This window comes from Geothermobacter hydrogeniphilus (genome assembly GCF_002093115.1).
In the GTDB taxonomy this organism is placed as follows: domain Bacteria; phylum Desulfobacterota; class Desulfuromonadia; order Desulfuromonadales; family Geothermobacteraceae; genus Geothermobacter_A; species Geothermobacter_A hydrogeniphilus.
On the sequence record NZ_NAAD01000001.1, the window covers coordinates 189,847 to 214,555 of the forward strand.

The 24,709-nt window shown below is 61.5% G+C and carries 21 protein-coding genes; 20 read left to right on the forward strand and 1 reads right to left on the reverse strand.

Features of this window, described 5'->3' with window-relative positions; translation table 11 throughout:
* The first annotated feature begins 117 nt into the window (after nt 1-117).
* From mutS to B5V00_RS00840, 5 genes are read left to right on the forward strand one after another with little or no spacing between them, the layout of a single operon-like run.
* Nucleotides 118-2,730: a DNA mismatch repair protein MutS gene (gene mutS, locus B5V00_RS00820; RefSeq protein WP_085008525.1), complete on the forward strand. Its 2,613-nt coding sequence runs from the start codon at nt 118-120 to the stop codon at nt 2,728-2,730.
* Nucleotides 2,730-4,445, forward strand: coding sequence for an N-acetylmuramoyl-L-alanine amidase (locus B5V00_RS00825; protein WP_085008527.1), 1,716 nt, complete (start codon nt 2,730-2,732; stop codon nt 4,443-4,445). The genes mutS and B5V00_RS00825 overlap by 1 nt, the downstream gene beginning before the upstream one ends.
* 11 nt (nt 4,446-4,456) lie before the next feature.
* Nucleotides 4,457-7,168: a [protein-PII] uridylyltransferase gene (glnD, locus tag B5V00_RS00830; protein ID WP_085008528.1), complete on the forward strand. Its 2,712-nt coding sequence runs from the start codon at nt 4,457-4,459 to the stop codon at nt 7,166-7,168.
* A 28-nt stretch (nt 7,169-7,196) separates the two neighbouring features.
* Complete coding sequence (gene xerD, locus B5V00_RS00835) at nt 7,197-8,084, forward strand: site-specific tyrosine recombinase XerD (RefSeq protein ID WP_085008530.1); 888 nt, start codon at nt 7,197-7,199, stop codon at nt 8,082-8,084.
* A gap of 18 nt (nt 8,085-8,102) precedes the next feature.
* Nucleotides 8,103-9,308 carry a cofactor-independent phosphoglycerate mutase gene (locus tag B5V00_RS00840; protein WP_085008532.1) on the forward strand — a complete coding sequence of 402 codons (1,206 nt, stop codon included), beginning with the start codon at nt 8,103-8,105 and terminating at the stop codon, nt 9,306-9,308.
* A gap of 163 nt (nt 9,309-9,471) precedes the next feature.
* Here B5V00_RS00840 and B5V00_RS00845 read toward each other — a convergent pair whose 3' ends face one another.
* Nucleotides 9,472-10,050, reverse strand: a complete 579-nt coding sequence (locus B5V00_RS00845) for a Slp family lipoprotein (protein ID WP_085008534.1) — start codon at nt 10,048-10,050, stop codon at nt 9,472-9,474.
* A 255-nt stretch (nt 10,051-10,305) separates the two neighbouring features.
* Between B5V00_RS00845 and B5V00_RS00850 the strand changes: the two genes are divergently transcribed.
* From B5V00_RS00850 to pnp, 15 genes are all read left to right on the forward strand, one after another.
* Nucleotides 10,306-10,725 (forward strand): DNA polymerase III subunit chi, encoded by a 420-nt coding sequence (locus B5V00_RS00850; protein ID WP_085008535.1) that lies wholly within the window; start codon nt 10,306-10,308, stop codon nt 10,723-10,725.
* Complete coding sequence (locus B5V00_RS00855) at nt 10,703-11,467, forward strand: RsmE family RNA methyltransferase (protein ID WP_172399560.1); 765 nt, start codon at nt 10,703-10,705, stop codon at nt 11,465-11,467. Before B5V00_RS00850 ends, B5V00_RS00855 begins: the two co-directional genes overlap by 23 nt.
* Nucleotides 11,464-12,231: an RNA methyltransferase gene (locus B5V00_RS00860; protein WP_085008539.1), complete on the forward strand. Its 768-nt coding sequence runs from the start codon at nt 11,464-11,466 to the stop codon at nt 12,229-12,231. Before B5V00_RS00855 ends, B5V00_RS00860 begins: the two co-directional genes overlap by 4 nt.
* Nucleotides 12,228-12,629, forward strand: a complete 402-nt coding sequence (locus B5V00_RS00865; RefSeq protein ID WP_139800609.1) for a hypothetical protein — start codon at nt 12,228-12,230, stop codon at nt 12,627-12,629. The genes B5V00_RS00860 and B5V00_RS00865 overlap by 4 nt, the downstream gene beginning before the upstream one ends.
* On the forward strand, nt 12,629-13,906 hold the full coding sequence (locus B5V00_RS00870) for a class I SAM-dependent RNA methyltransferase (RefSeq protein WP_085008543.1): 1,278 nt from the start codon (nt 12,629-12,631) through the stop codon (nt 13,904-13,906). Before B5V00_RS00865 ends, B5V00_RS00870 begins: the two co-directional genes overlap by 1 nt.
* Nucleotides 13,907-14,201: 295 nt before the next feature.
* Complete coding sequence (locus tag B5V00_RS00875) at nt 14,202-14,675, forward strand: ribosome maturation factor RimP (RefSeq protein ID WP_245803886.1); 474 nt, start codon at nt 14,202-14,204, stop codon at nt 14,673-14,675.
* Nucleotides 14,676-14,713: 38 nt separating this feature from the next.
* Complete coding sequence (nusA, locus tag B5V00_RS00880) at nt 14,714-16,027, forward strand: transcription termination factor NusA (protein WP_085008546.1); 1,314 nt, start codon at nt 14,714-14,716, stop codon at nt 16,025-16,027.
* A gap of 7 nt (nt 16,028-16,034) precedes the next feature.
* Entirely contained in the window at nt 16,035-16,625 is a 591-nt protein-coding gene (locus B5V00_RS00885) for a DUF448 domain-containing protein (protein WP_172399561.1), read from the forward strand.
* Nucleotides 16,625-19,417 (forward strand): translation initiation factor IF-2, encoded by a 2,793-nt coding sequence (gene infB, locus B5V00_RS00890; protein WP_085008551.1) that lies wholly within the window; start codon nt 16,625-16,627, stop codon nt 19,415-19,417. The genes B5V00_RS00885 and infB overlap by 1 nt, the downstream gene beginning before the upstream one ends.
* Nucleotides 19,418-19,464: 47 nt before the next feature.
* A complete protein-coding gene (locus tag B5V00_RS00895; protein ID WP_172399562.1) occupies nt 19,465-19,779 on the forward strand; it encodes a DUF503 domain-containing protein in 315 nt (104 codons plus the stop codon).
* Nucleotides 19,780-19,797: 18 nt separating this feature from the next.
* Nucleotides 19,798-20,166 carry a 30S ribosome-binding factor RbfA gene (rbfA, locus tag B5V00_RS00900; protein ID WP_085008555.1) on the forward strand — a complete coding sequence of 123 codons (369 nt, stop codon included), beginning with the start codon at nt 19,798-19,800 and terminating at the stop codon, nt 20,164-20,166.
* Nucleotides 20,126-21,103 (forward strand): DHH family phosphoesterase, encoded by a 978-nt coding sequence (locus B5V00_RS00905; RefSeq protein WP_245803887.1) that lies wholly within the window; start codon nt 20,126-20,128, stop codon nt 21,101-21,103. The genes rbfA and B5V00_RS00905 overlap by 41 nt, the downstream gene beginning before the upstream one ends.
* Nucleotides 21,100-22,008 (forward strand): tRNA pseudouridine(55) synthase TruB, encoded by a 909-nt coding sequence (gene truB / locus B5V00_RS00910; RefSeq protein ID WP_085008559.1) that lies wholly within the window; start codon nt 21,100-21,102, stop codon nt 22,006-22,008. Before B5V00_RS00905 ends, truB begins: the two co-directional genes overlap by 4 nt.
* A gap of 115 nt (nt 22,009-22,123) precedes the next feature.
* Nucleotides 22,124-22,390, forward strand: a complete 267-nt coding sequence (rpsO, locus tag B5V00_RS00915) for a 30S ribosomal protein S15 (RefSeq protein WP_085008561.1) — start codon at nt 22,124-22,126, stop codon at nt 22,388-22,390.
* Between the two features lie 209 nt (nt 22,391-22,599).
* Complete coding sequence (gene pnp, locus B5V00_RS00920; RefSeq protein ID WP_085008563.1) at nt 22,600-24,699, forward strand: polyribonucleotide nucleotidyltransferase; 2,100 nt, start codon at nt 22,600-22,602, stop codon at nt 24,697-24,699.
* Nucleotides 24,700-24,709 lie beyond the last annotated feature (10 nt).

Genomic DNA, 24,709 nt, shown 5'->3' on the forward strand with positions numbered 1-24,709 from the left:
GCTGGATCACGACTGAATTTGGGGCTGACAGGGGTCCGGTGGTCTGTTACCATGAGCGGCGTTGCAGCGCGACATTTCTTTCCCCGCTAAATAAAGATTTTGACAGGTAGTTCAGGCATGCCCCAGCAGACCCCGATGATGCGTCAGTACCTCCAGATCAAGAGCGAGTATCCTGACGCGATCCTCTTTTTCCGGCTCGGCGATTTTTACGAAATGTTCAACGAGGATGCGGTCAAGGCGTCACGCATTCTTGACATCACCCTGACCTCGCGCAACAAGGGAGCGGCCGAAGAGGTTCCCCTGTGCGGCATTCCCTACCACAGCTGCCAGCCCTATCTGAACAAGCTGGTCGCCAGCGGTCACAAGGTGGCGATCTGCGAGCAGGTCGAAGACCCGAAGGCGGCCAAGGGGATCGTCCGGCGGGAAGTGGTGCGGGTGGTGTCGCCGGGACTGGTGGTCGATACCGACAGCCTGACGCCGAAGGAGAACAATTACCTGCTCGCCCTGGCGCCGGGAGAGAAGGAGCAGTGGGGGGTGGCGGTTCTCGATATCACCACCGGCGAGTTCCGGGTCACCGAGGTGGCGGGCCTGGCCGGCGTGCGCGGCGAACTGGCCTCGCTGCAGGCCCGCGAGGTGATTCTGCAGGAAGACGGCTGGGGCGACGAGGTTGCTCGTGAACTGGCCGACCTGTTCGCCGGCCGGGCGCTGACCCGGCTTCCGGAATGGGCCTTTGCCGTCGACCGGGCCACGATCGAACTGCAGGAGTTCTTTGCCGTGTCGAGCCTCGAAGGTTTCGGCTGCCGGGGGCTTCCCGGCGCCATCGCCGCGGCCGGAGCGGTGCTGCACCTGCTCAAGGAGACGCAGAAAGAGGGCTTGACCCATATCCGGTCCCTGTCCACCTACCAGTCCAGCGAATACATGGTGCTCGACGAGGCGACCCGCCGCAACCTGGAGCTGACCGCCACGCTGCACGACGGCAGCCGCAAGGGGGCCCTGATCGGGGTGCTCGACCGCACCATGACCGCCATGGGCGGACGCCGGCTGAAGCAGTGGATCAGTCACCCGCTGCTCGATGTCGCCCGCATCCAGTCACGCCAGCAGGCGATCGCGGAGCTGGTGGAGCGCAGCCTGGAGCGCAACGATCTGCGGGTCGCCCTCGACGGCATCTACGACCTGGAGCGGCTCAACGCGAAAATTTCCATGGCGACCGCCAATGCCAAGGACCTGGTGGCCCTCAAGCTTTCCCTGCAGCGGCTGCCGGAACTGGTTGACCGCATGGCCTCGCTTGAGGCCGAATTCAGCCGGGAGCTGGCCGGTCGCATCGACCCGTTGCCGGATCTCTGTGAACTGATCGAAACGGCGATTGCCGACGAGCCGCCCTTCGTGCTCCGCGAGGGCGGGTTGATCAAGACCGGGTTCAACGCCGAACTGGACGAACTGCGGGCGATCGCCCGCGAGGGGAAGGGCTGGATCGCCGGTCTCGAACAGCGGGAACGGGAGCGGACCGGCATCGGCAATCTGAAGATCCGCTTCAACAAGGTGTTCGGCTACTTCATCGAGGTCACCAAAAGCCACCTTGACCGGGTGCCCGAGGACTACCAGCGCAAGCAGACCCTGACCAACGCCGAACGGTTCATCACGCCGGATCTGAAGGACTATGAAAGCAAGGTCCTCGGTGCCGAAGAGAAGCTGATCGACCTTGAATACCAGTTGTTCCAGCAGGTGCGGCAGCAGGTGGTCGCCGAAGGGCCGCGAGTGCAGGAAGTGGCCGACGCCCTGGCCGCCCTCGACGTCATCTGCGGGCTGGCCGACCTGGCCCATGAACGCAACTACGTCTGTCCGCAGGTGGATGACGGCGACCAGCTGAAGATCGTCGACGGCCGCCACCCGGTGGTCGAGGCGATGAATCTCGGGGAACGCTTCGTCCCCAATGACACCCTGCTCGACAACCGCAAGAACCAGCTGCTGATCATCACCGGTCCCAACATGGCCGGTAAGTCGACCTTCATGCGCCAGGTCGCCCTGATCACCCTGCTGGCCCAGATCGGCAGCCTGGTGCCGGCGCGGGAGGCTCATGTCGGGGTGGTCGACCGGATTTTCACCCGGGTCGGAGCGAGCGACAATCTCGCCCGCGGCCAGTCGACCTTCATGGTCGAGATGACCGAGACCGCCAACATCCTCCATCACGCCACCCCGCGCAGCCTGATCGTGCTGGATGAAATCGGCCGCGGCACCTCGACCTTCGACGGCGTCAGTATCGCCTGGGCGGTGGCCGAGTATCTGCACGATCATCCGTCGGTGGCCGCCAAGACCCTGTTCGCGACCCACTACCACGAATTGACCGACCTGGCGCTGACCCGCGAGCGGGTGCAGAATTACAATGTCGCCGTCAAGGAATGGAATGACCAGATTGTTTTCCTGCGGCGCATTGTCAAGGGCGGCGCCAGCCATTCCTATGGTATCCAGGTCGCCCGCCTGGCGGGCCTGCCGCGTCCGGTGATCGATCGGGCCAAGGAGGTTCTGAAGAATCTCGAAACCGGCGAATTCGTCGGCGAGGGTCAGCCGCGGCTCGCCAGGGAGAAGCGCGCTCCGGTGGAGCAGACACCGCAGCTTTCCCTGTTCGGGGCGGGGGACGATCAGTTGCGTCGCGCCCTGGAAGAGGTGGATGTCAGCGTACTGACGCCGCTTGAGGCCCTGAACCTGCTTGATCGATTGAAACGGATGCTCTGATGGTGGCCCTGCGCGCGAAACTCTCTGTCCTGCTGGCCCTGGTCGTGCTGCTCGGTTGCGTTGCGCCGGCCTCGGCCCTGGATGCCGAAAGCGCCTACCGGAAGGCCAAGCAGGGTTATATCCGCCTGCAGCAGTCGGCCAAAAAACAGCTCTACCGGGACAACTGGATGCGGGTGGTGGATGATTTTGTCGGCATCGCCCAGGCCTGGCCGGAAGATGATCGCGCGGCCGACGCGCTGTACATGGCCGGCAAGGCCTGTCGCGGCCTGTCGCGGGTTTCTCTGCTGGCGTCCGACGCCCGGCGGGCGGTCGGTTATTTCGATCGGGTGGCCGACAACTACCCCGCCAGTTCCCTGGCCGATGACAGCCTGCTGCTGGCCGGGGAACTGCTCGAAGATCCGCTGGCTGATTTCAGTGCCGCCTACCTCCATTATGCGCGCATTGTCCGTGATTATCCCCGCGGTGACATGTTTTCCCGGGCCCGGCCCCGCGCCAAGCGCCTGGCCGCTTTCGCCCCGGCCGAGACCCCGCCGGTTCGCGCGCGCTCAGCGGGCGGCAACAAGGCGGAACTGGTTGCCATCCGTAGCTGGAGCGGCAGCAACAAGACCCGCATCGTTCTCGATTTCAACCGCAAGGTCGGTTTTCGTTCCCATTTCCTTGCCGCCGGCAGCGGTAAGATTCCGGCTCGCATCTATCTCGATCTGAAAGGTGCCGACAGCCGCAGGGGGCTGGAAAAAGAGTGGAACTACCGAACCGGCCTGGTCAGCCAGATCCGTACCGGTCACCCCCGGGACGGCACCCTGCGGGTGGCCCTCGACCTGACGAAAGCGGTTGACTATCACATTTTTTCGCTGGCCGATCCCTATCGCATCGTCGTCGACCTGTCGCCCGGAAAGGGCAAACCGCCGGTCGCGGCCGGGCCGGAACTGCACGCTCCACCGCCGGCTGACGGCATCAGCGACGTTCTGGCCAACGCGCCCGCCGAACGGAAGATCAAGGTCCATATCCCCAGTCAGCAGAAGGACGGCAGCCTGCGGCTGATCGTGGTCGATGCCGGTCATGGCGGCAAGGATCCCGGGGCGATCGGACCCGGCGGCACCCGGGAGAAGGACGTGGCCCTGGCCATCGCCCGCGAGGTCGCCAGGCAGTTGCGCAAGACCCTGAAATGCAAGGTGGTGCTGACCCGCGACAGGGATGTCTTTCTGCCGCTTGACCGCCGTACCGAGATTGCCAACCAGCTCAATGCCGACCTCTTCATCTCGATCCACGCCAACGCCAGCCGCAACCGCAGGGCCTACGGTATCGAGACCTATTATCTCAACTTCTCCAAAAGTGATGCCGCGGTCGCTGTGGCCGCCCGCGAGAATGATACCAGCCTGAAGGAGGTCGGCGATCTGGAGCTGATCCTTTTCGATCTGATGGCCAATTCCAAGATCAACGAGTCGAGCCGGCTGGCGACTGAAATCCAGTCCTCTCTGGTCGGTGCCCTCGGTCGGAATTACAAATATGTCAAGGATCTCGGCGTTCGTCCCGGCCCTTTTTATGTCCTGCTCGGCGCGACCATGCCGTCGGTGCTGGTGGAAACCGCCTTCATCAGCAACCGGCGTGAGGAAAAGCGTCTCAAGGACCGTCGTTACCACCAGAAAACCGCCATCGCCATCGCCAGGGGCGTCCGGGATTATGCCCGGGCCCTGAAGCTGATTGCCACCAGGTGAACAGGACGGAAATGCCATCATCGATCGACAGCTGTTTCGCGTCTCCCCGGTTGACCGATACCGCTCTTCCCTATGAGGAACGCCGCGTCCTGCTGCTGCAGGCATCGCGTGACTACCTTGAGCGGGAACGGGCCGCTGTCCGTCGGCAGCATGAACAGGGGGCCTCCGGCCGTGAGGTGGTCCGGTTGCTGACGGTGATGACCGATGAGCTCATCCGGCGCCTTTATCATGCCGTGGCCGTCGATCTGACCGGGGTCGAGGATGTCGCCTGCGCCCTGCTGGCCATCGGCGGTTACGGGCGGGCCGAGCTCAATCCCCGTTCCGATATCGATCTGATGTTCTACTATCACGGCAGGGATCGGAGTATCGCCGAACAGATATCCGAGCGCATGCTCTACCTGCTGTGGGACCTTGCCCTCGATGTCGGCTACAGTGTCCGCACCGCCGCCGACTGCATCGAAATGGCGGATCGGGATATCACCGCCCGCACCGCGCTGCTTGATGCCCGCTACCTGGCCGGCAGCGAAAGTCTGTTTGAGGATTTCGAGAAACAGGTCCTCGGTATTGTGCTGGGGAAAAATTCCAACCAGTTCATCCGGCACAAGCAGGAAGAGAGCCAGCGGCGCCTGACCAAGTACGGGTCCACGGTCTACCTGCTGGAGCCGAATATCAAGGAAGGCGAGGGGGGACTGCGTGACCTGCAGGCGGCGGTCTGGATTCTGCGGGTCAAGTTCAAGGCGTCCGGCCTGCGGGAACTGGTGATCAAGGGGGTGATGACCGAACAGGAAAAAGAGGCGGTCGAAAACGCCTGCGACTACCTGTGGCGCATCCGCAACCAGCTGCACTACCTCTCCAGCCGCAAGAACGATCAGCTGCATTTCGAGCAGCAGGAGCAGATCGCCCGTTTTCTCGGCTACCGGGACAGCAAAAAAGCGCCGGCGGTCGAAGAGTTCATGCAGGATTACTATTCCCATGCCACCCAGGTCGAGCATCTCGCCTCGGTATTGATCAACCGGGCCGCCAACCGGGATCAGAACCCCAGTTTCTTTTCCTCATTCTCGAAACGCAAACTGGAGGACGGTTTCTACCTGCTGCGGCGCGAGTTGCGCGCCGGCAAACCTGAACTTTTTGAACAGAATCCGATTTTGCTGATGCGGGCCTTCCTGCTGGCGCAACGCCATGGCGTGGTACTCAGTCTTGATCTGAAAACCCTGATCCGGGACCATCTGCACCTGATCAATGACCAGTTCCGTCGTTCTCGCGAGGTGAACCGGGATTTTTTCGAGATCCTGCGCGGGCAGAGTTGCGGTCAGATCCTGCGGGATATGCATCACCTGCGTTTTCTCAACGCCTATATTCCCGAATTCGAACGCATCTACTGTCGTGTACAGCATGATGCCTATCACATCTACACGGTCGATATTCACACCCTGTTCGCGGTCGAGGAAATCCTCAAGCTCTGGGCAGGAGAGTATGCCGAAGAACGACCGCTGTTGACCGCGGTGGCCAATGATATCGAAAAACGTGAACTGCTGCTGCTGGCGGTGCTGTTCCATGATATCGGCAAGGGAGAGGGGAAAAACCACAGCGAAAAAGGGGCGAAACTGGTCAGGACCATCGCCCGGCGCATGGGGTTGAACAAGGAGGACAGTGAGCGGCTCGAATTCCTGGTGCTGCATCACCTGGAGATGGCCCACATCTCCCAGCGTCGCGACCTGCACGATGACAAGCTGATCGACCAGGTGGCGCGCAGCATGGGGATGACCGAGAATTTGAAGATGCTTTTCCTGCTGACCTTCGCCGACCTGCGGGCCGTGGGCCCCGATGTCTGGTCGGAGTGGAAGGGATTTCTGCTGCAGGAACTGTACGAGAAGACCTTCGATGCCCTCGAGCGCGGTAATTTCCGCGCCGATGCCCGCAGTGAAAGGGTGCGCAACCGCAAGCGCAAGGTCTATGACAACCTGGCCGAAGATTTCGGCCGCAGCAAGGTCAAAGCGGTGCTGCGTTCGCTCGGCAGTCGTTACCTGCTCAGTCACCGTTCGCCGGAGATTACTGAACACCTGCGGGTCTATTTCGGCCGCGGCAAGAAGCCGCTGGCCATGCGCGTCGAGCATCAGCCCGGCAGCCAGTTCTCGCAGCTGATGCTTTCGACCCTGGACAGTCCGGGACTTTTCTCTCTGGTCGCCGGGGTGCTGGCCGCCAACGGGGTGAGTATTCTCGGTGCGCAGATCTACACGCATAAAAACGGCGAGGCCTTTGACCTGCTGCAGGTGGTCGGCAGCAACGGTGAAATTATTGACAATCCCCGCCGCTGGCAGAAGGTTGAACAGGAATTGACCGCCGTCATCGAGGGGCGGCTGCAGGTCGATGCCCTGGTCGAAAAGAGCAGGCCGCCCAGTTTCCTGAGTGGAAAGGCGCTGCCCCAGTATCCCAGTCGGGTCGAGTTCGATACCGAGGTTTCCGATGATTATACGGTGGTCGATATCTATACCCATGACCGGGTCGGCCTGCTTTACGAAATAACCCGCAGCTTTGCCGACCTGGGGCTCTATATCGGGGTGTCGAAAATTTCCACCAAGGTGGACCAGGTGGCCGACACCTTTTACCTGCAGGACATCTTCGGTCAGAAGATCACGGCCGAGGACAAGTTGGATGAACTGCGTCGCGTGCTGCTTGACGTTCTGGAAGACAAGACGACGGAAGGGAGTGCCGCTGTCGATTAGGAATTTCCCCTCGCTCAGACGGCTTGTTATGGATCAATACCTCGACCTTTTTCTGAATTACCTGGTGGTGGAGAAAGGTCTCTCGAAAAACACCCTTGACGGCTACGGACGCGATCTTGTCCGCTATCTCGCCTATCTGAAGGAAGAGGGCATCACCGCGCCGGACGCCATTCGCACCGTGCACCTGCTGCGCTTTCTGGCGCTGCTCAAGCAACAGGGGCTGGCGCCGCGCAGCCGGGCCCGGGCCCTGGTCAGCCTGCGGAATTTTCATCGCTTTCTGCATGCCGAAGATCATTGCCGGCAGAATCCGGCGGATCGTATCGAAGCGCCGAAAAATCTTCCCGCTCTGCCCGGGATCCTCTCCATCGCCGAGGTTGACAGCCTGCTGGCCGCGCCGCGTGGTGACGAACCCCTTGCCCTTCGCGACCGGGCGATGCTTGAAGTTCTCTACGGCACCGGCCTGCGGGTTTCCGAACTGATCGGCCTGCAGCTCGGCCAGCTGCATCTCGATGCCGGATTCCTGCGCGCCAGCGGCAAGGGCGCCAAGCAGCGGGTGGTTCCCCTGGGGGAGCCGGCCATCGAGGCGGTTGTCATGTATATCGATGCGGCGCGGCCCTCACTGCTGAAGGACAAGTCCAGCGAGGCGCTGTTTCTCAACCGTTCCGGGCGGGGCTTGACACGCCAGGGCTTCTGGAAGATGATGAAGCGCCGCGCCCGCGAGGCGGGAATTTTCAAGAACATTACACCACACACCCTGCGCCATTCGTTTGCCACCCATCTGCTGGAAAATGGAGCCGATCTGCGGACCGTCCAGACCATGCTCGGCCATGCCGACATCGCGACGACCCAGATCTACACCCATGTCACCCGCGAGCGGCTGCGCAAGGTGCATGAAAAACATCATCCGCGCGGTTGACGCGCTACGGGGACAGATATGAAATACCTGGTATTGCTCGGTGACGGCATGGCCGACGAGCCGATGGAGGAACTGGGCGGCCTGACGCCGCTGGAAAAAGCATCGACGCCGCACCTGGACCGACTGGCCGGCGCCGGCACCCTGGGACTGGCACGAACCGTCCCGGTCGGCTTTCATCCCGGCAGCGATGTCGCCAACCTGTCGGTGTTCGGCTACGATCCGCACGACTGTTACAGCGGCCGTTCTCCCCTCGAAGCCGCCAGCATGCATGTCGACCTGGCTCCCGAAGATGTCGCCTTCCGACTCAACCTGGTGCATCTGGAGCCCCATTTCGCCCACCTCTACATGTCGGACTTCTCGGCCGGGCATATCCCTACCGACCAGGCCCGTGAACTGATCACGTCGCTCCAGGACCATCTTGGGAATGATGAATTCAGCTTTCATCCCGGTATTTCCTATCGTCATCTGCTGGTCTGGAAGGGGGGCAAGGACAGGCTGCAGTGCACGCCGCCGCATGACATCAGCAATCAGTGCGTCGGCGACCACCTGCCGCGCGGAGAGGGGGCCGAAGAGCTGATTCACCTCACCACCCAGGCGCAGATCATTCTCGGCAATCACCCGCTCAATCGCCGTCGCGAGGAGGCCGGTGAGGTGACCGCCAACTCGATCTGGCTTTGGGGACAGGGGCGGGCACCGCAGCTGGCCGATTACCGGCAGCTCTACGGCCTGAACGGCGCGGTGATCTCGGCTGTCGACCTGATCAAGGGCATCGGTGTCTATGCCGGACTCGACATCATCGAGGTTCCCGGTGCCACCGGTTATATCGATACCAATTATCGCGGCAAGGCTGACGCCGCCCTTGCCGCCCTGCAGAGCCGCGACTTCGTCTACCTGCACGTCGAGGCTCCCGATGAGGCGGCTCATGCCGGAAACCTGGAAGCCAAGATCCAGGCGATCGAGGATTTCGATGCCAAGGTGGTCGGCCGGGTGCTGGAGGGACTGAACGGCGGAGATGATTTTCGGCTGCTGGTGCTGCCCGACCATCCGACTCCGGTCAGCAAGAGGACTCATACTTCCGATCCGGTTCCCTTCGTGCTTTACGACTCGCGTCGCGGCGGAGAAGAAGAAACCACTGCGGTCTACAGCGAAAAGTCAGCCGCCGCGACCGGTCTGGTTGAAGTCGGCCATCAGCTGCTGCCGCGGTTGTTGGAACGCAAGGTTTAAGGTTCCTGGTCTGGCGGGTTTTCTGAAGATGTCTGCTCCCCGGGCTGAGTAAAAATGCCCAGATGCAAGGCGTCCGCAGCCCCGCGGCATAAGGCGTACCGGCAGGTACGTCGTTGACGCAGGGGAAGGACAACGCCGCAGATGGGCGTTTTTCCTCAGCCCGCTAAAACTGTCCCGGGCGGAAGTCGTAGGGGGTGTAGGGATACGCGTCGTAGTAACCCGGGTCATAGGGGTTGCCGTGCGGTTTTGCGTCCGGTCCGACGTAGGTCGGTGCGTAGCGGTTGGGACCGGGATGAATCATGGTGCGGAAAGGGGTATCCCAGAGATATTCCCGCTGCAGATGGAAGACCGGGTAGCGGCGGACGCCGTAGTTGTCGGAGCGGATCTGCTGACCGCGGACATCGGCGGTGAAGGTGATCAGCCGGCCGGTGAGGAAGCGTGCCGGGTCGAGCAGCCGGTCGCTTTCAACCAGGATGCGTTCGCTGCCGTCATCGAGGTCGATCGGTTCTCCCCAGCGGTCGAGTCGCCAGGGAGTGATCTCCAGGACTGAACCCTCCCGTTCATTGTCCAGTCCCATGATGACGCCGCCGAGCAGCAGGGTTTTTCCTCGATAGGCCTCGGGATCAGCACGAACCTCGGCCAGGTTGACGTCGCTGTCGATCCGGCTGCGTGCCTGCTCCGACAGCACGTGTCCGCAGCCGGTGAGGCCGACAAGGATCAGCAGGAGAATGAATCTGCGCATGGTGGCTCCTTCGCTGCTGTGAAGAAACGCATTTCTCATTTGATTATATCGGAACCATCGTCGTTTTGCTTTAACCTGAATCCGTGAGTTCCTGTTGGATGGAGAGTGCAAGTGCTTGGTCTGAGTGAGATTTCCAAAAATCTGAAGCGCACCCACAGGTTCGCTGGTGATTTTTGGGAAGCTCAGGCAGATCAATGACTTGTGCTATCCGCCTACAAGGCGCTCACTGATTCAGGTTTAACATCGAAAGCACTTATGCCCAAAGCCTATTTCGTCAAACTTCAGCGGCCGGAACGCGCCCGGCATCTCTGTGAACTGGCCGAGCGTTTCTATCTCCAGGGCTATCGGGTGCTGGTGACGGTGATGGATGAAAACCAGGGGGTCACCCTCGACCGCTTCATGTGGAGCTGGCAGAAAGGCTCTTTCGTTCCCCACGCTTACGACAACGGCGCGGTCGAGTGCCATGCCGAGCCGGTCGTCATCGGCAGTTGCGAACAGAACCCGAACTCCGCCCAGGTGCTGATCATGGGCGGGCACTGTTCACTCGAATTCATGCGGCGCTTCGAGATCGTTGTCGATTTTGCCGAGGTCTATGATCCCGGGGCGGCGGCGCGGTCCCGACAGCGCTTCAGTCGTTACCGCGAGGCCGGTTTTGCCCCCGAGATGCTGCAATAGCGGTGGTCATCCGAGCCGGTTGCTGCTGCCCGTGGTCCCGGTGGCCGAAGAGCCGCTTGTCCTCGATGGCACCGCCGTTGAGCGTCTGCGGCTCTGGCGGGCCAGGCCGGGAGAGATTCTCACCTTCGTCGATCCGTGTCAGACCGCCTGGCGGGGCCGGCTTGAGCGGGACGGGTCGTGCTGGCGGGTCGTCCCGTTTCAGTCTCTGAAACGGAATCCGGCCGGACCGTTGCGGATTGACCTTTTTCAGGCCCTTCCGCAGCGCGAACGTTTCGAGCTGGTGCTGGAAAAGGCGACTGAATTGGGTGTGGGCCGCCTCATCCCCTACCAGTCCGAGCGGTCGATTTCCCTGGCTGAACGGGACGCCAGGCAGAAGAAGTCGCATCGCTGGCCGGAGCTGGTGCTGCGCGCCGCGCGGCAATGCCGCCGCTCCGAACTGCCGGAACTCTACACCTGCTGCGGCTGGAATGAGGCGCTCGATATGGGAAGTCGTGCCGACCTGCGGCTGATGCTCTACGAGGGCGGCTGTTCCCAACAGATGGGAGAGGCGCTGGCGGTGTCCCGTGCGGAATCCCTCGCGCTGCTGATCGGTCCGGAGGGTGGATTCAGCGATGTCGAGGTCGCCGCGGCCGTCCGTCGCGGATTCCAGCCCGTCAGCCTCGGCCCCCGTCTGCTGCGGACCGAAACCGCGGCCATTGCCGCCATCGCCGTGGCCCAGGCTTGTCTTGGAGATTTCAGATGAAGGATGTCAATGCCCGCCTGGAGAATATCCTGGTGGTCCTGGTCGAGCCCCAGGGAGGACTGAATATCGGTTCGGTCTGCCGGGTGATGGCCAATTTCGGTCTCAGTCGTCTGCGGCTGGTCAATCCGCAGGTCGATCATCTCGGTGACGATGCCCGGCGGATGGCGGTCAAGGCCGCTCCGCTGCTGGAGCGGGCGGAGGTTTTCTCCGATCTGCCGTCGGCGCTTGCCGATTGCACCTGCAGCATCGGCACCACCCGTCGTTTCGGCAAGTACCGGGAGAACCTGTTCCATCCGGACCAGGCGGCCCGGCACTTTCTGCCGTTGAGCGCCGCCGGGCAGGTGGCGCTGATCTTCGGCCGCGAGGACCGGGGGCTGCACAACGAGGAACTCGATCTCTGCCAGCGGTTGATGACCATTCCGACCCGGGAACCGGTGGCCTCGATGAACCTCGCCCAGGCGGTGGCGGTCTGTCTCTACGAGGTGCAGAAGGTCTGGGGTGAACTGGCGGGAAAGGCGGCCGGGGGCAAACGTCTCGCGTCCGGCGAGGATCTTGAACAGATGTTCCGTCACATGCGCCGGACGCTGCTCGACATCGAATTTCTTGATCCGCAGAATCCTGATCATATTCTGCGCGCTTTCCGGCAGATTCTCGGCCGGGCCGGACTCTCCGCCCGCGAGGTCCGCATCCTGCAGGGGCTCTGGAGCCGGATCGACTGGGTCGAAGGCGAAAGGCGCAAATCTGTGGTGAAGGGTGAAGGATGATGACCGCAACCGGACCGTTTCGCAGCATCCCCCTTGAAGGTGGGTTGAAACTCGACTTTTTCGATCTCGGCAACCGGTATTTCGGCGACTACCATCGCATCAAGATCCTGGTGCGCTGCGAAGTTCCGCTGCGGGAGACGATGTTTGCCGCCGAGAGTGACCCGCGACGCGCCTTTGACCGTGCCCGGCGCCGGCTCGGCGAGCGGGTGGTTTATGAAAGGAGCCTCGAACGGATGGGGGTTGCCGGGGCCGATGTCGAGGCTGTGCGCGATCGGATGATCGATGCCTTTCTGAGCAGCGCCGGCCCCTACCTGCGCCACCCCGAGTTTCCCCGACGGCTGGTCGAAAGTCGATTGCGCTCGCATCGGGTCCACCCGCTGACGATCGCGGGACGCTGATGATCGAGGTTCGCATCGAGAGCCTTGCCTTCGGCGGTGACGGGGTCGGTCGTCACCGGGGGCAGGCGGTCTTCATTCCGCTGACGGCCCCGGGTGACCTGGTGCACTGCCGGGTGACCGAGCGGCGACGGCGTTATCTGCGCGGCGAACTGGTGGAGCTGCTCGAGGCCGGTGAAGGCCGGTGCCGGCCGCGCTGCCCGGTTTTCGGCCGCTGCGGCGGCTGCCACTGGCAACATCTCGATGAACAGACCCAGCAGCACTGGAAGGAACGCTTGTTCAGCGACATTCTCAGGCGTCAGTTGCGGCGTGACGCGTTGCCGCTGCAGCCCCTGCTCGCCGCGCGGCAGGCCTGGAATTATCGCAGCCGGGTGCAGTTCAAGTGTCACGCTCTCAAGGAAGGGATGGCGATCGGTTTCTTTCGTCGCGGCAGTCATTTCGTTGAGGCCGTCGACCACTGTGCGATTGCCGCCGATGCCGTCAACCTGGTTCTCCCCTGGTTGCGTGACCAGCTGCCGCAGGTCCCCCGCCCGGACCGGGTTCCGCAGGTCGACGTCGGTTGTGATGACCATGATCGGCTGCGGCTGGTGGTGCATGATATCGCCCCCGCCGGGGCAGGCGCCGGGCCGCGGTTGCGGACGGCGGCGGAAGACGCCGGCTGGGCGCTTTTTTCCCAGTCAGGACGCAAGCAGACCCTGCGGCAGCTGGTCGGTCCGTCTGAACTGGAGATTCTGGTCGATGAGCCGCCCCTTCGGCTCGGATACGGACCGGGTGGTTTTGCCCAGGTTCATCTCGAACAGAACCGGCAACTGGTCGCCGCCGCCCTGGAGATGCTCAGGCTGCAGGGAGACGAGCGGGTGCTTGACCTGTTCTGCGGTATGGGCAATCTCAGCCTGCCACTGGCCAGGCGGGTCGCCCGGGTTGACGGCGTCGAAGCTCATGCTCCGTCGATTGAGCAGGCACGGAAGAACGCCGCGGTCAACGGTATCGGCAATGCCGCGTTTTTCGTCGCCGACGCCGCCCGCTTCCTGCGTCAAGCCGACACGAGCTACGATCTGGTCGTTCTTGATCCCCCCCGCGGCGGCGCCCGGGACGTCACGCGCGCGCTGCTGAGCCACCGCCCGCGGCGAATCCTATACATCTCCTGCGATCCGATGACTCTCGCTCGTGATCTGAGCCCCCTGCTCGGCCAGGGTTATCGGTTGCTCTCCGCCCGTGCCGCCGACCTCTTCCCGCAGACCTATCACCTGGAAAGTCTTTCCCTGCTCGAAGCCGGATAACAGGTCCCGCGGGAGCTTTTTCTCTTGCACTTTCGGTCCCTTCATGCTAAGACATGTCAGGTTTTACCGTTCACTCGAAAAGTGAGCTTTCAGCTCGCTTTTTTTATTTTTGATGGTCGCAAAAAATTACCGGCAGCTGCGTTGCTGCGCTGGCTCTCGCTGCTTCGACGTACGGAAGTACGTCTCATTGCTCGACAATCACGCGCCTTGCTGCTGATGTTTTTTGCTCAGCCAACCTCTCTTTTGCTTTCTTGCGAAAGCATCTATATTGGGGATACGGGTGGTGCAGCAAGTCATGACAGAGCGGGTTGCCGAACTGGTGGCCCCGATTATCGAAGAATTCGGCCTGGAACTGGTCGATGTTGAATACAAGCGGGAGCGCTCGGACTGGTTCCTGCGCCTGTTCATCGACAAGCCGGGCGGCGTGACCCTTGATGATTGTGCCGATCTGAGTCGCGAGGTTGATCCGCTGCTTGAGGTTGAGGGTCTGATTCCGCATGCTTACCGGCTTGAGGTTTCATCGCCGGGGCTCGATCGGCCGCTGAAGAAAGCCGCTGATTTCGTGCGTTTTGTCGGCGAGCGGGTCCGGGTCAAGAGCCGGGACCCGCTCGATCCGGATCATCGCGGTCACGCCCGGAAGACTTTTCGCGGGATCCTGCAGCGGGCTGACGATGAGAGCCTGACCATTGCCCAGCAGGACAAGCGGGGCGGTGAAGTGACTTTCCGTTATGACGAGTTGGCGGAAGCCAATCTCGACCCGCAATTCTGACAGAGAACAAAAGACAGTCCTGATACAGGGGGATATTGATGGAGCAGAACCTGAACCAGATTATTGACCAGGTGGTCAAGGACAAAGGCATTGACCGGTCCGTCCTCGTGGAAGCCCTGGAGGCCGCGATCCTTTCGGCCGCCAACAAAAAATATCGCAATACCCGCGACCTTGAGGCGCAGTTCAATGACGAGATCGGCGAGGTCGAATTGTTCGAGTTCGTGACCGTGGTTGACGAGGTGGAAGATTCCTACCGGGAAATCGATATCGAAGAGGCACGCGAGATCGACCCCGAGGTTGAAGTCGGCGACTCGCTCGGCATGAAGATGGACGCCACCGGGTTCAGTCGCATTGCCGCCCAGACCGCCAAGCAGGTTATTATTCAGAAGGTCCGGGAAGCCGAGCGGGAAGGGATCTACAACGAGTTCAAGGACCGGATCGGGGAGTTGGTCAACGGTATCGTGCGACGTTACGAGCGTGGTGACCTGATCGTCGACCTCGGCCGTGCCGAAGCCCTGCTGCCGCATCGTGAGCAGGTGCCGCGCGAGAACTATCGCCAGGGGGATCGGGTTCGCGCCTATGTCGCCGATGTGCGCATGTCGACCAAGGGGCCGCAGATCATTCTCTCTCGTACCGCTCCCGGCCTGGTGGCTTCCCTGTTCAAGACCGAAGTTCCCGAGATCAGCGAGGGTATCGTCGAAATCGTTGGTGTCGCTCGTGAGCCGGGCAGTCGCGCCAAGATCGCCGTGGTGTCTCACGACTCCGATGTTGATCCGGTCGGCGCCTGTGTCGGGATGCGCGGTTCCCGGGTGCAGAATGTTGTCTCCGAATTGCGTGGTGAAAAGATCGACATCATTCCCTGGACTCCCGATATCGCCCGTTTCGCCTGCAGCGCCCTGTCACCGGCCGAGGTGACGCGGGTCTATGTCGACAACGAGGAGCAGGCGCTGGAGGTCATTGTTCCGGATGATCAGCTTTCCCTGGCGATCGGCAAGAAGGGGCAGAATGTCCGTCTGGCCGCCCGTTTGACCAGTTGGAAGATCGATATCAAGAGTGAGACCCGGGCCGCTGAAGCCGAGCTCGAAGAAGAGATCGAGAACGCCAATTTCGACAATGTCGCGGTTGAGGAAGAGGCTGTGGCCGATGTCGTGGTTGAGGAAGCCGCCGCCGAGTCGACCACCGTGACCGATCCCGCCGAGTTGAGCCGTGATCAGCTGTATGAGTTGGCCAAGGAACACAAGCTCGCCGGTCGCAGCGGCATGAGCAAGCAGGAACTGCTGGACAAGCTCCAGGAACTCGGCGTTTTCGCCGCGGCGGAGGATGATGACGCCGGCGGCGGGGAGCAGGAGTAGGTCGCTGGTGGCCGCCGGGCGCAAGCCGCAGCGGACCTGTCTCGGATGTCGTGAGACCTTCGATCAGCACTGCCTGATCCGTTTTGTCCCGGCTCCGGACGGAACCTTGCTGGTCGACTACCGGCGCAAGCTTCCGGGTCGCGGAGCCTATGTCTGCGCCCGCCGGCAATGCCTGCTGCAGGCTGCCGCGAAAAGCGGGTTCAGTCGTTCCTTCAAGCGCGAGTTGCGTGTTGAAGGTCAGCAGTTGCTGGCCCGGGTTGCCGAACAGCAGCGCCAGGCCATCGACAATCTCATCGGCATGGCGCGCAAGGCCGGCCAGGGGGTCGGCGGCAGCAATCTTGTCCTTGGTGAACTGCAGCGGGGCAGCGATATCGCTCTGGTGCTGCTGGCGAAGGATGTTTCAGCCGGCATCGGCGACAAGGTCCGCCGTGCTGCCGGTAACAGACCTGTCAGACAGCCGGACTGGCTTGACAAGAGCCGGTTGGGCGTCTTGTGTGGACGAGCGGAACGCAGTGTTCTGGCCTTGAGGTCGGGGCCGATAGCTGAAAAACTGCTGTACGAGTTTTCAAGATACGATCAAATTGCAGGGGATTGTTAATGTCAAAGATCAGGGTTTACGAATTGGCGCAGAAGCTCGGGCTCGAGAACAAGGATCTGCTGGCCAGGCTCAAGGATGCCGGCATTGAGGCGAAGACGCATATGAGTGTGCTCGAAGCAGATGCCGTGCAGAAGTTTGAAGCCGGCAGGGAACAGGCCGAGGATAAGCCGGCCATCATCGAGGAACGCCGCATCTCCTCGGGGTTGATTCGCCGTCGTCGCAAGGCGGTTCCCAAGCCGGAGCCCAAGCCGGAGCCGGTTGCTGAATCCGAATCTGTCGAGAAAGCGGCAGCCGCCGCGCCTGTGCCTGAAGCACCTGCTGCCGATGAGTCGTCCGCTGCTGCCGCTGCTGCTGAAAAAGCAGTGCCGGTTACGCCCGATTCCACCCCGCAGATTGACGTTGAGCCGACGGTCGAAGAACCGGCGGTCGAGGCTGCTCCGGAGGTATCCACCGAGAAAGAGGTCAAGACGGGGGCCAAGGTTAAAACCGAGGCCAAGGTCGGGGAGAAGGTTGAGGCCGAGGTCGAGGAGAAGGTCGAGGCCGAGAGTGCCGCGCCCGCTGCCGCGGAAAAGTCGCCCGCGACTGAAACTGCGCCGTCCAAGCCGTCCGCGCCCGCCGTGGTTGAAAAAGCTTCCCCGAATCGCGCCAAGATTCTCGGCCGGGTCGAACTGCCGCAGGCGGCCCCGCCACAGCGTCGCCAGGGCCGTCCCGCTGGAGGTCAGCCGGGTCGTCGACCGGCCGGCAATGCCCCGGGGCGTCCGGGTGCCCCCGCCCGTCCCGGAAGACCCGCGCCCGGCCCGGCGCCGGCGCCGGTGGGTGATATCCCCGGCGGCAAGGAAACCCGCAACAAGCGCAAGAAGAAGGGCAAGGGCGGCGATGGCCCGGCGGGTGCCGATCGGCATGAACGTCGCAGCAAACGCGCCCGCATGGAGGTCTTCGAGCCGGACCGGAACGACCGTTATCGTCGCGCCAAGCGTTCCGGCAAGCAGCAGAAGAAGACCGAAATCACCGTGTCCAAGGCGATCAAGCGCAAGATCAGAATTTCCGATGTCATCACTGTCGGTGAACTGGCGAAGCGCATGGGGGTCAAGGCCAATGACCTGATCCGCGAGCTGATGAGCCAGGGGAATATGGTGACCATCAACCATCCCCTCGATTATGAAACCGCCGCCATCCTCGCTGCGGAGTTCAACTACGAGGTCGAAAATGTCGGTTTCAACGAGGAAACCATCCTCAACGTCGACAAGGCTGCTGTTGGTGAGGACAAACCTGAAGATCTCGAACCGCGGCCGCCGGTGGTCACCATCATGGGCCATGTCGATCACGGCAAGACCAGCCTGCTCGATGCCATCCGCGCGACCAACGTGATTGCCGGCGAGGCCGGCGGCATCACCCAGCATATCGGTGCCTATGACGTTGAACTGGACGGCAGGAAGATCGCCTTCCTCGACACTCCCGGCCATGAGGCGTTCACCGCCATGCGTGCCCGCGGGACCAGCGTAACCGATATCGTGATCCTGGTTGTGGCCGCCGATGACGGCGTCATGCCGCAGACCCGCGAGGCGATCAACCACGCCAAGGCCGCCGGAGTGCCGATCATCGTCGCGGTCAACAAGATCGACAAGCCGGGCGCCAACCCGGAGAAGGTCAAGCAGGAACTGACCGAGTTTGAACTGGTTCCTGAAGACTGGGGCGGCGATACCATCTTCGTCGAGGTGTCAGCCAAGGAAAAGACCAATATCGACGGCCTGCTGGAGATGATCCTGCTGCAGGCCGAGGTCCTCGATCTCAAGGCCAATGCCAAGAAACACGGCTGCGGCGCCATCGTCGAGGCCCGTCTCGACAAGGGACGCGGCCCGGTGGCGACCCTGCTGGTCCAGGAGGGTACCCTGCGCATCGGCGACCCGCTGGTGTCCGGCGCTCACTACGGTCGGGTACGGACCATGACCAATGATCGCGGCGAGCAGGTTCAGGAGGCCGGACCGTCGACGCCGGTTGAGGTGACCGGCCTGTCAGGTGTTCCCGACGCCGGTGATACTTTCAACGCCCTCGATGACGAAAAGGCGGCCAAGGAGGTTGCCCAGCATCGTGCCCAGAAACAGCGCGAGGCCGAGCTGGCCAAGACCAGCAAGGTGTCTCTTGACCAGCTTTACGCCCGTCTCCAGGAAGGAGACGTCAAGGAACTCAAGGTCATTCTCAAGGCCGACGTCCAGGGTTCCGTCGAGGCGGTCAGGGATGCACTGGTCAAGCTCTCCAACGATATCTGTCGGCTGGTGGTCATTCATACCGGGGTCGGCGGCATCATCGAGAGCGATGTCACCCTGGCGACCGCGTCCGATGCGATTATCATCGGCTTCAATGTCCGTCCCGAACCGAAGGCCGCGACCCTGGCTGAGCACGAAGGGGTCGACATCCGCCTCTACAGCATCATCTACGATGCCGTGGCGGATGTGAAGAGCGCCATGGAAGGTCTGCTGGCGCCGACTCTCAAGGAGGTCGCCCTCGGTCGCGTTGAAGTCCGTGATACCTTCCATGTCTCCAAGGTCGGCACCGTTGCCGGCTGCTACGTCCTTGACGGCAAGGTTTCGCGCAACGCCCAGGTGCGGCTTGTGCGCGACAGCGTGGTCATCTGGGAAGGCAAACTCAACAGCCTCAAGCGTTTCAAGGATGACGCCCGCGAGGTTCAGGCCGGTTACGAATGCGGTATCGGGCTGGAGAACTACAATGATGTCAAGGTCGGTGATATCATCGAAGCCTTCGAAATCGAAGAGACGGCAACCAAGCTTGACTGATGCCCGTCGCGGCGGCTTCTGCTACCGCGCGGAGCGAAGGGTGGGGAATGATTGTCGGTATCCTGCGGCTGGAGTTGCTGCTGCACGGTCCTCAGAGCCTGAAGGAGAAGCGCGGGTTGCTGAAAAAGCTGATTGCCCGGTTGCGCAACCGTTTTCCGATCAGTATCGCCGAGGTTGATCACCAGGATTGCTGGCAGCGGGCCGGTCTCGGTATCGTTGTGGTCGGGGTCGAATCCGCTCCGATCGAAAGACTTGCCGATCGTCTGGAAGAGGAAATCGCCCATTCCGGTCTGGCGGAAACCGGTCTTCGGCATTTCGAATTGCTGCATTACTCCGGAGTTGACGATTCCGGTTGTATTTAAAGTGGAGAAAAATATTACGTGGAATTCCAGCGTTCACAAAGGGTTGCCGAGGTTCTGCACCAGGAAATCTCGCGCCTGATTCAGTTTGAATTAAAAGATCCCCGGCTCGGTTTTGTCACCATCACCGCCGTTGATGTCAGCCGGGATGTGCAGCATGCCAAGGTCCATTACACGGTGATTGGTGACGAGGCGGCACAGAAGGACTCCGGTCGTGCTCTGCAGAGTGCCGCCGGGTTCATCCGCCGACAACTCGGACGGGTTCTGCATCTGCGCACCGTGCCGGAGATTGTTTTCCTGTACGATAAGTCGATCGCCTACGGAAACCACATCGAATCCCTGATCCGGGATGTCAACAAAGACCGGGATGATGCTGCAGAAGATAAGTGAACTGATCAACAGCAGCCGTTCTATCCTGATCGCCTCTCATTCGAGTCCGGACGGAGATGCGATATCCTCCACGCTCGCCCTTTACAATGCCCTGAAAAAAATCGGCAAAGAGGTGGTGGCCTACAATCGTGACGAGGTCCCCGGTGATCTGCGTTTTCTTCCGGGAAGTGACGCGTTGACCCGTGAGCTGCCGCCCGGGTGTTCCTTTGACCTCGGGCTGGTGCTTGATGCCGGCGAGTTGCGTCGTGCCGGGACCGAACTGCGTGACCGTTGCGCCCGACTGGTCAATATCGATCACCATCCCCACTCCGAAAACTTTGGTGAAATCAACTATGTTGATGTCAAGGCCAGCGCCACCGGTATCCTGATCTACCGCCTGCTGAATGAACTCGGCTACGCCATCGATTATCCGGTCGCGCTCTGTATCTACACCGCCATACTGTCCGATACCGGATCCTTCCGTTACTCAAATGCGGACCCGGAGAGCTTCGAGGTCGCCGGAAAGCTGGTGGCGATGGGCGTCGATCCCTGGCAGGTGGCCTCCGGTCTCTATGAAAGCCAGGAAGAGGTGCGCCTGAAGCTGCTCGGTCTGGCATTGCAGACCCTGGAGGTTTCTCCCTGCGGTCGTTTCGCCGCCCTGACGGTGACCGGCGAGATGCTCGCCGCGACCGGAGCGACGGCCGAGCATACCGATCGCTTCATCAATTATCCCCGTTCCATCGAAGGGGTCGAAGTGGCGGTTTTCTTCCGCCAGGTCGATGCCGGACAATTCAAGGTCGGGTTTCGCTCCAAGGGACATGTTGATGTCGGGTCCCTGGCCCGCGAGTTCGGTGGGGGCGGGCACCACAATGCCGCCGGCGCCCTGCTCAAAGGGACCGCCGCTGCCATCCGCCGACAGGTGTTTGAACGTCTCGGTGAACTGCTCTCCAATCCATGACCGGACTGCTGCTGATCGATAAACCCGAGGGGCTCAGTTCCTTCGATGTCGTCCGACGTGTGCGTCGTTCCCTGAAGATCAAACGGGTCGGGCACGGCGGCACCCTCGATCCATTTGCCACCGGCCTGCTGCCGGTGGCGGTCGGGGACGCGACCCGGCTGCTTGAATACCTGCTCGGTGACTGGAAACGTTATCGGGCCGTCATGCGTCTCGGCATCGCCACCGACACTCTCGACAAAACCGGGAAGGTGATCGCGCAGTCCCGCCCGGATGACGGGGTCCACAACCGGCTGGGTGAGGTTTTTGCCGCCCACACCGGCCTGGTCATGCAGGTTCCGCCGATGTATTCAGCTCTCAAGCGTGACGGAGTTCCCCTGTACAAGCTCGCCCGCCGGGGAACCGAGGTCGAGCGAAAGGCCCGGCAGGTTGAGATCCGCGAGCTGAAGCTGCTGGCGGTCGAGGGTGACGATGTCAGCTTCGAGGTCTATTGTTCCAAGGGAACCTATGTGCGGACCCTGGCCGATGACATCGGTCGCGAGCTCGGTTGTGGGGCACACCTGACGGCGTTGCGGCGCCTGGCCAGCGGCCCCTTCAGTCTGGATGACGCCCTGCCGCTGGAGACGATTGAAACCTGGGACTGGAGCACCCCCCATCCGCGCCTGTTGAGTCCGCTGCAGGCCATGTCCGGATATCCGGTGGGACAGTTGTCCTGCTCCGCGCGGCGTCGGCTGGCCCATGGTGTGCCTCCGGCCGCCGTGGATGTCGCTTTCGACCATGCGCCCGAGGCCGGCGAACTGGTCTGCCTGGCCGCCGGCGGACAACTGCTGGCGATGGCCCGCTGCGCGCCGGATCGCGAGCGGGAGAAAAGGGGTGATTTTGAGCTCCGCAAGGTGTTTAATACCTGAATGGATAATCTCTCCGAGCTTTACAGGTCGGGGGTTTTGTGTTAAAAGGTCCGGTACTCTGAACGCCGGTATGGCCGGCATGAATCAACACATCACGTAAGAAGGAGGTGGCAACGTGTTCGCCACGGAACGTAAACAGGAAATCATCAACAAATTCCAGAAGCACGAGGGTGACACCGGGTCTCCCGAAGTCCAGATCGCCCTGCTTTCTGAGCGCATCACCTATCTGACGGATCATTTCCGCACCCACAAGAAGGATCATCATTCCCGACGTGGCCTGCTGAAGATCGTCGGTCAACGCCGTCGTCTGCTCGACTACCTGAAGAAAAAGGATGTTGAGCGTTATCGGACGATTATCAAGGAACTCGGCATCCGTCGCTGATCGGGCAACAGGTTCTTCGTCTGGGCGAAGGGCGGTTGCCCTTCGTTTTTTTTGGGTTCGGTGGAGGTTGTCCTAAGAGAGGGTTTGCTGTCGCGACATTGCGGCACGAATTCTGTCTCAGGCCATCCTCCTTCAGCCGGTCCTTGTCCGCGACGAAGAACCTGCCGTTTCATCGATTGATGCCCCAACAGGCTTGAGGAGGAACTCACATGGCCTATCACAAGGTAGAAGTAGAATTCAATGGACAACCGTTGTCCCTTGAAACAGGAAAAATGGCTCGTCAGGCTGACGGAGCGGTGGTCATCAGTTATGGTGGCACCAAGGTGCTCTGTACGGTTGTTTCGGCGCGAAAAATGCGCGAAGGTCAGGATTTCTTTCCCCTGACCGTCAATTACCAGGAAAAATTCTATGCCGCCGGCAAGATTCCCGGCTCCTTCTTCCGCCGCGAACGCGGCGCGACTGAGCGTGAAACCCTGATCTGCCGGTTGATCGATCGTCCGATGCGGCCGCTCTTTCCCAAGGGTTACCTGTTCGAAACCCAGATCATGCCGACCGTCATTTCGGCTGACTGCGTCAACGATCCCGATACCCTGGCGATGGTCGGGGCCTCGGCCGCCGTGGTCGTCTCCGATATTCCCTTCGAGGGTCCGATCGCCGCCGTGCGCGTCGGCCGGGTCGATGGGAAGCTGATTGCCAACCCGACCCTGGACCAGCTGCAGGAGAGCGACATCGAAATCGTCGTTTCCGGTTCGCGCGAGGCGGTGATGATGGTTGAAGGCGAGGCCGACCTGATTTCCGAAGATGAGATGCTTGAAGCGATCTTCTTCGGTCATGAGGCCCTGCAGCCGTTGATCGACCTGCAGCTCAAGCTGCAGCAACTGGTCGGCAACGAGAAGCGCCCCTTTGAAGTGGCCGAGGTCGATACTGAACTCGAAGCGAAGGTTGTCGAACTGGCCGAGGCCCGTCTCGCTGAGGCGGTGCGCATCCAGACCAAGCAGGAGCGCTACGCTGCCATCGACCAGGTCAAGGCCGATGTCAAGGAAGCGCTGGCCGAAGAGTACGAGGGTCGCTCCGAAGAGATCAGCAGCATCCTCGGCGCCATCGCCAAACGCCTGGTACGGCAGATGGTCACTAAAGAGAAAGTACGGATCGATGGTCGCGACATGACCACCGTGCGGCCCATCAGCTGTGAAGTCGGCGTACTCCCCAATGCCCACGGCAGCGCGCTGTTCACCCGCGGGGAAACCCAGGCGCTGGTTGCGGTGGCGCTCGGTACCTCGATGGACGAGCAGCGGATGGACAATATCCAGGGCATGGAATTCAAGAAATTTCTGCTGCATTACAACTTCCCGCCGTTCTGCGTCGGCGAGACCAGCATGCGGCTCTTCCCCGGTCGGCGTGAAATTGGTCACGGCATGCTGGCCGAGCGGTCGGTTGCCAAGATCCTGCCGGAGCATGACGATTTCCCCTATACCATCCGCCTGGTCTCCGACATTCTCGAGTCGAACGGCTCTTCGTCGATGGCCAGCGTCTGTGGTTCCTCCCTCGCCCTGATGGACGGCGGCGTACCCACGAAGGACGCGGTCGCCGGTATCGCCATGGGGCTGATCAAGGAAGGGGACGATATCGCCATTCTCTCCGATATCCTCGGTGATGAGGATCATCTCGGCGATATGGACTTCAAGGTGACCGGCACCAAAGACGGCGTTGCCGCCCTGCAGATGGACATCAAGATCACCGGGGTCGACAAGGCGATCATGAAGCAGGCGCTGGAACAGGCCCGTGAAGGCCGGATTCATATTCTCGGCAAGATGGCCGAAGCGCTGCAGGCTCCGCGTACCGAACTTGCGCCGAACGCTCCGCGCATCACCATCGTCCAGGTCAAGCCCGAGCAGGTGCGTACCGTCATCGGTTCCGGCGGCAAGACCATTCGCAGTATTATCGAGGCGACCGGCTGCCAGATCGACATCGAGGACGACGGCAAGGTCAAGGTCTTCTCCTCCGATGCCGCTGCCGCCGAGGCCGCCAAGAAAATGATTCGCGACCTGACCGAAGAGCCGGAAGTCGGCAAGCTTTACCAGGGAACGGTCAAGCGGATCATGGAATTCGGCGCTTTCGTCGAAATCATTCCCGGAACCGACGGCCTGGTGCATATCTCCGAACTCGCCAAAGAGCGGGTCAAGGCCGTGACCGACATCCTCAAGGAAGGGGACTCGGTGCTGGTCAAATGCATTGGTATCGATCGCCAGGGGAAAATCAAGCTCTCCCGCAAGGAAGCCCTTGGTGAATCCGTCCCGGAAGAGAAGTAATATCAGCGGC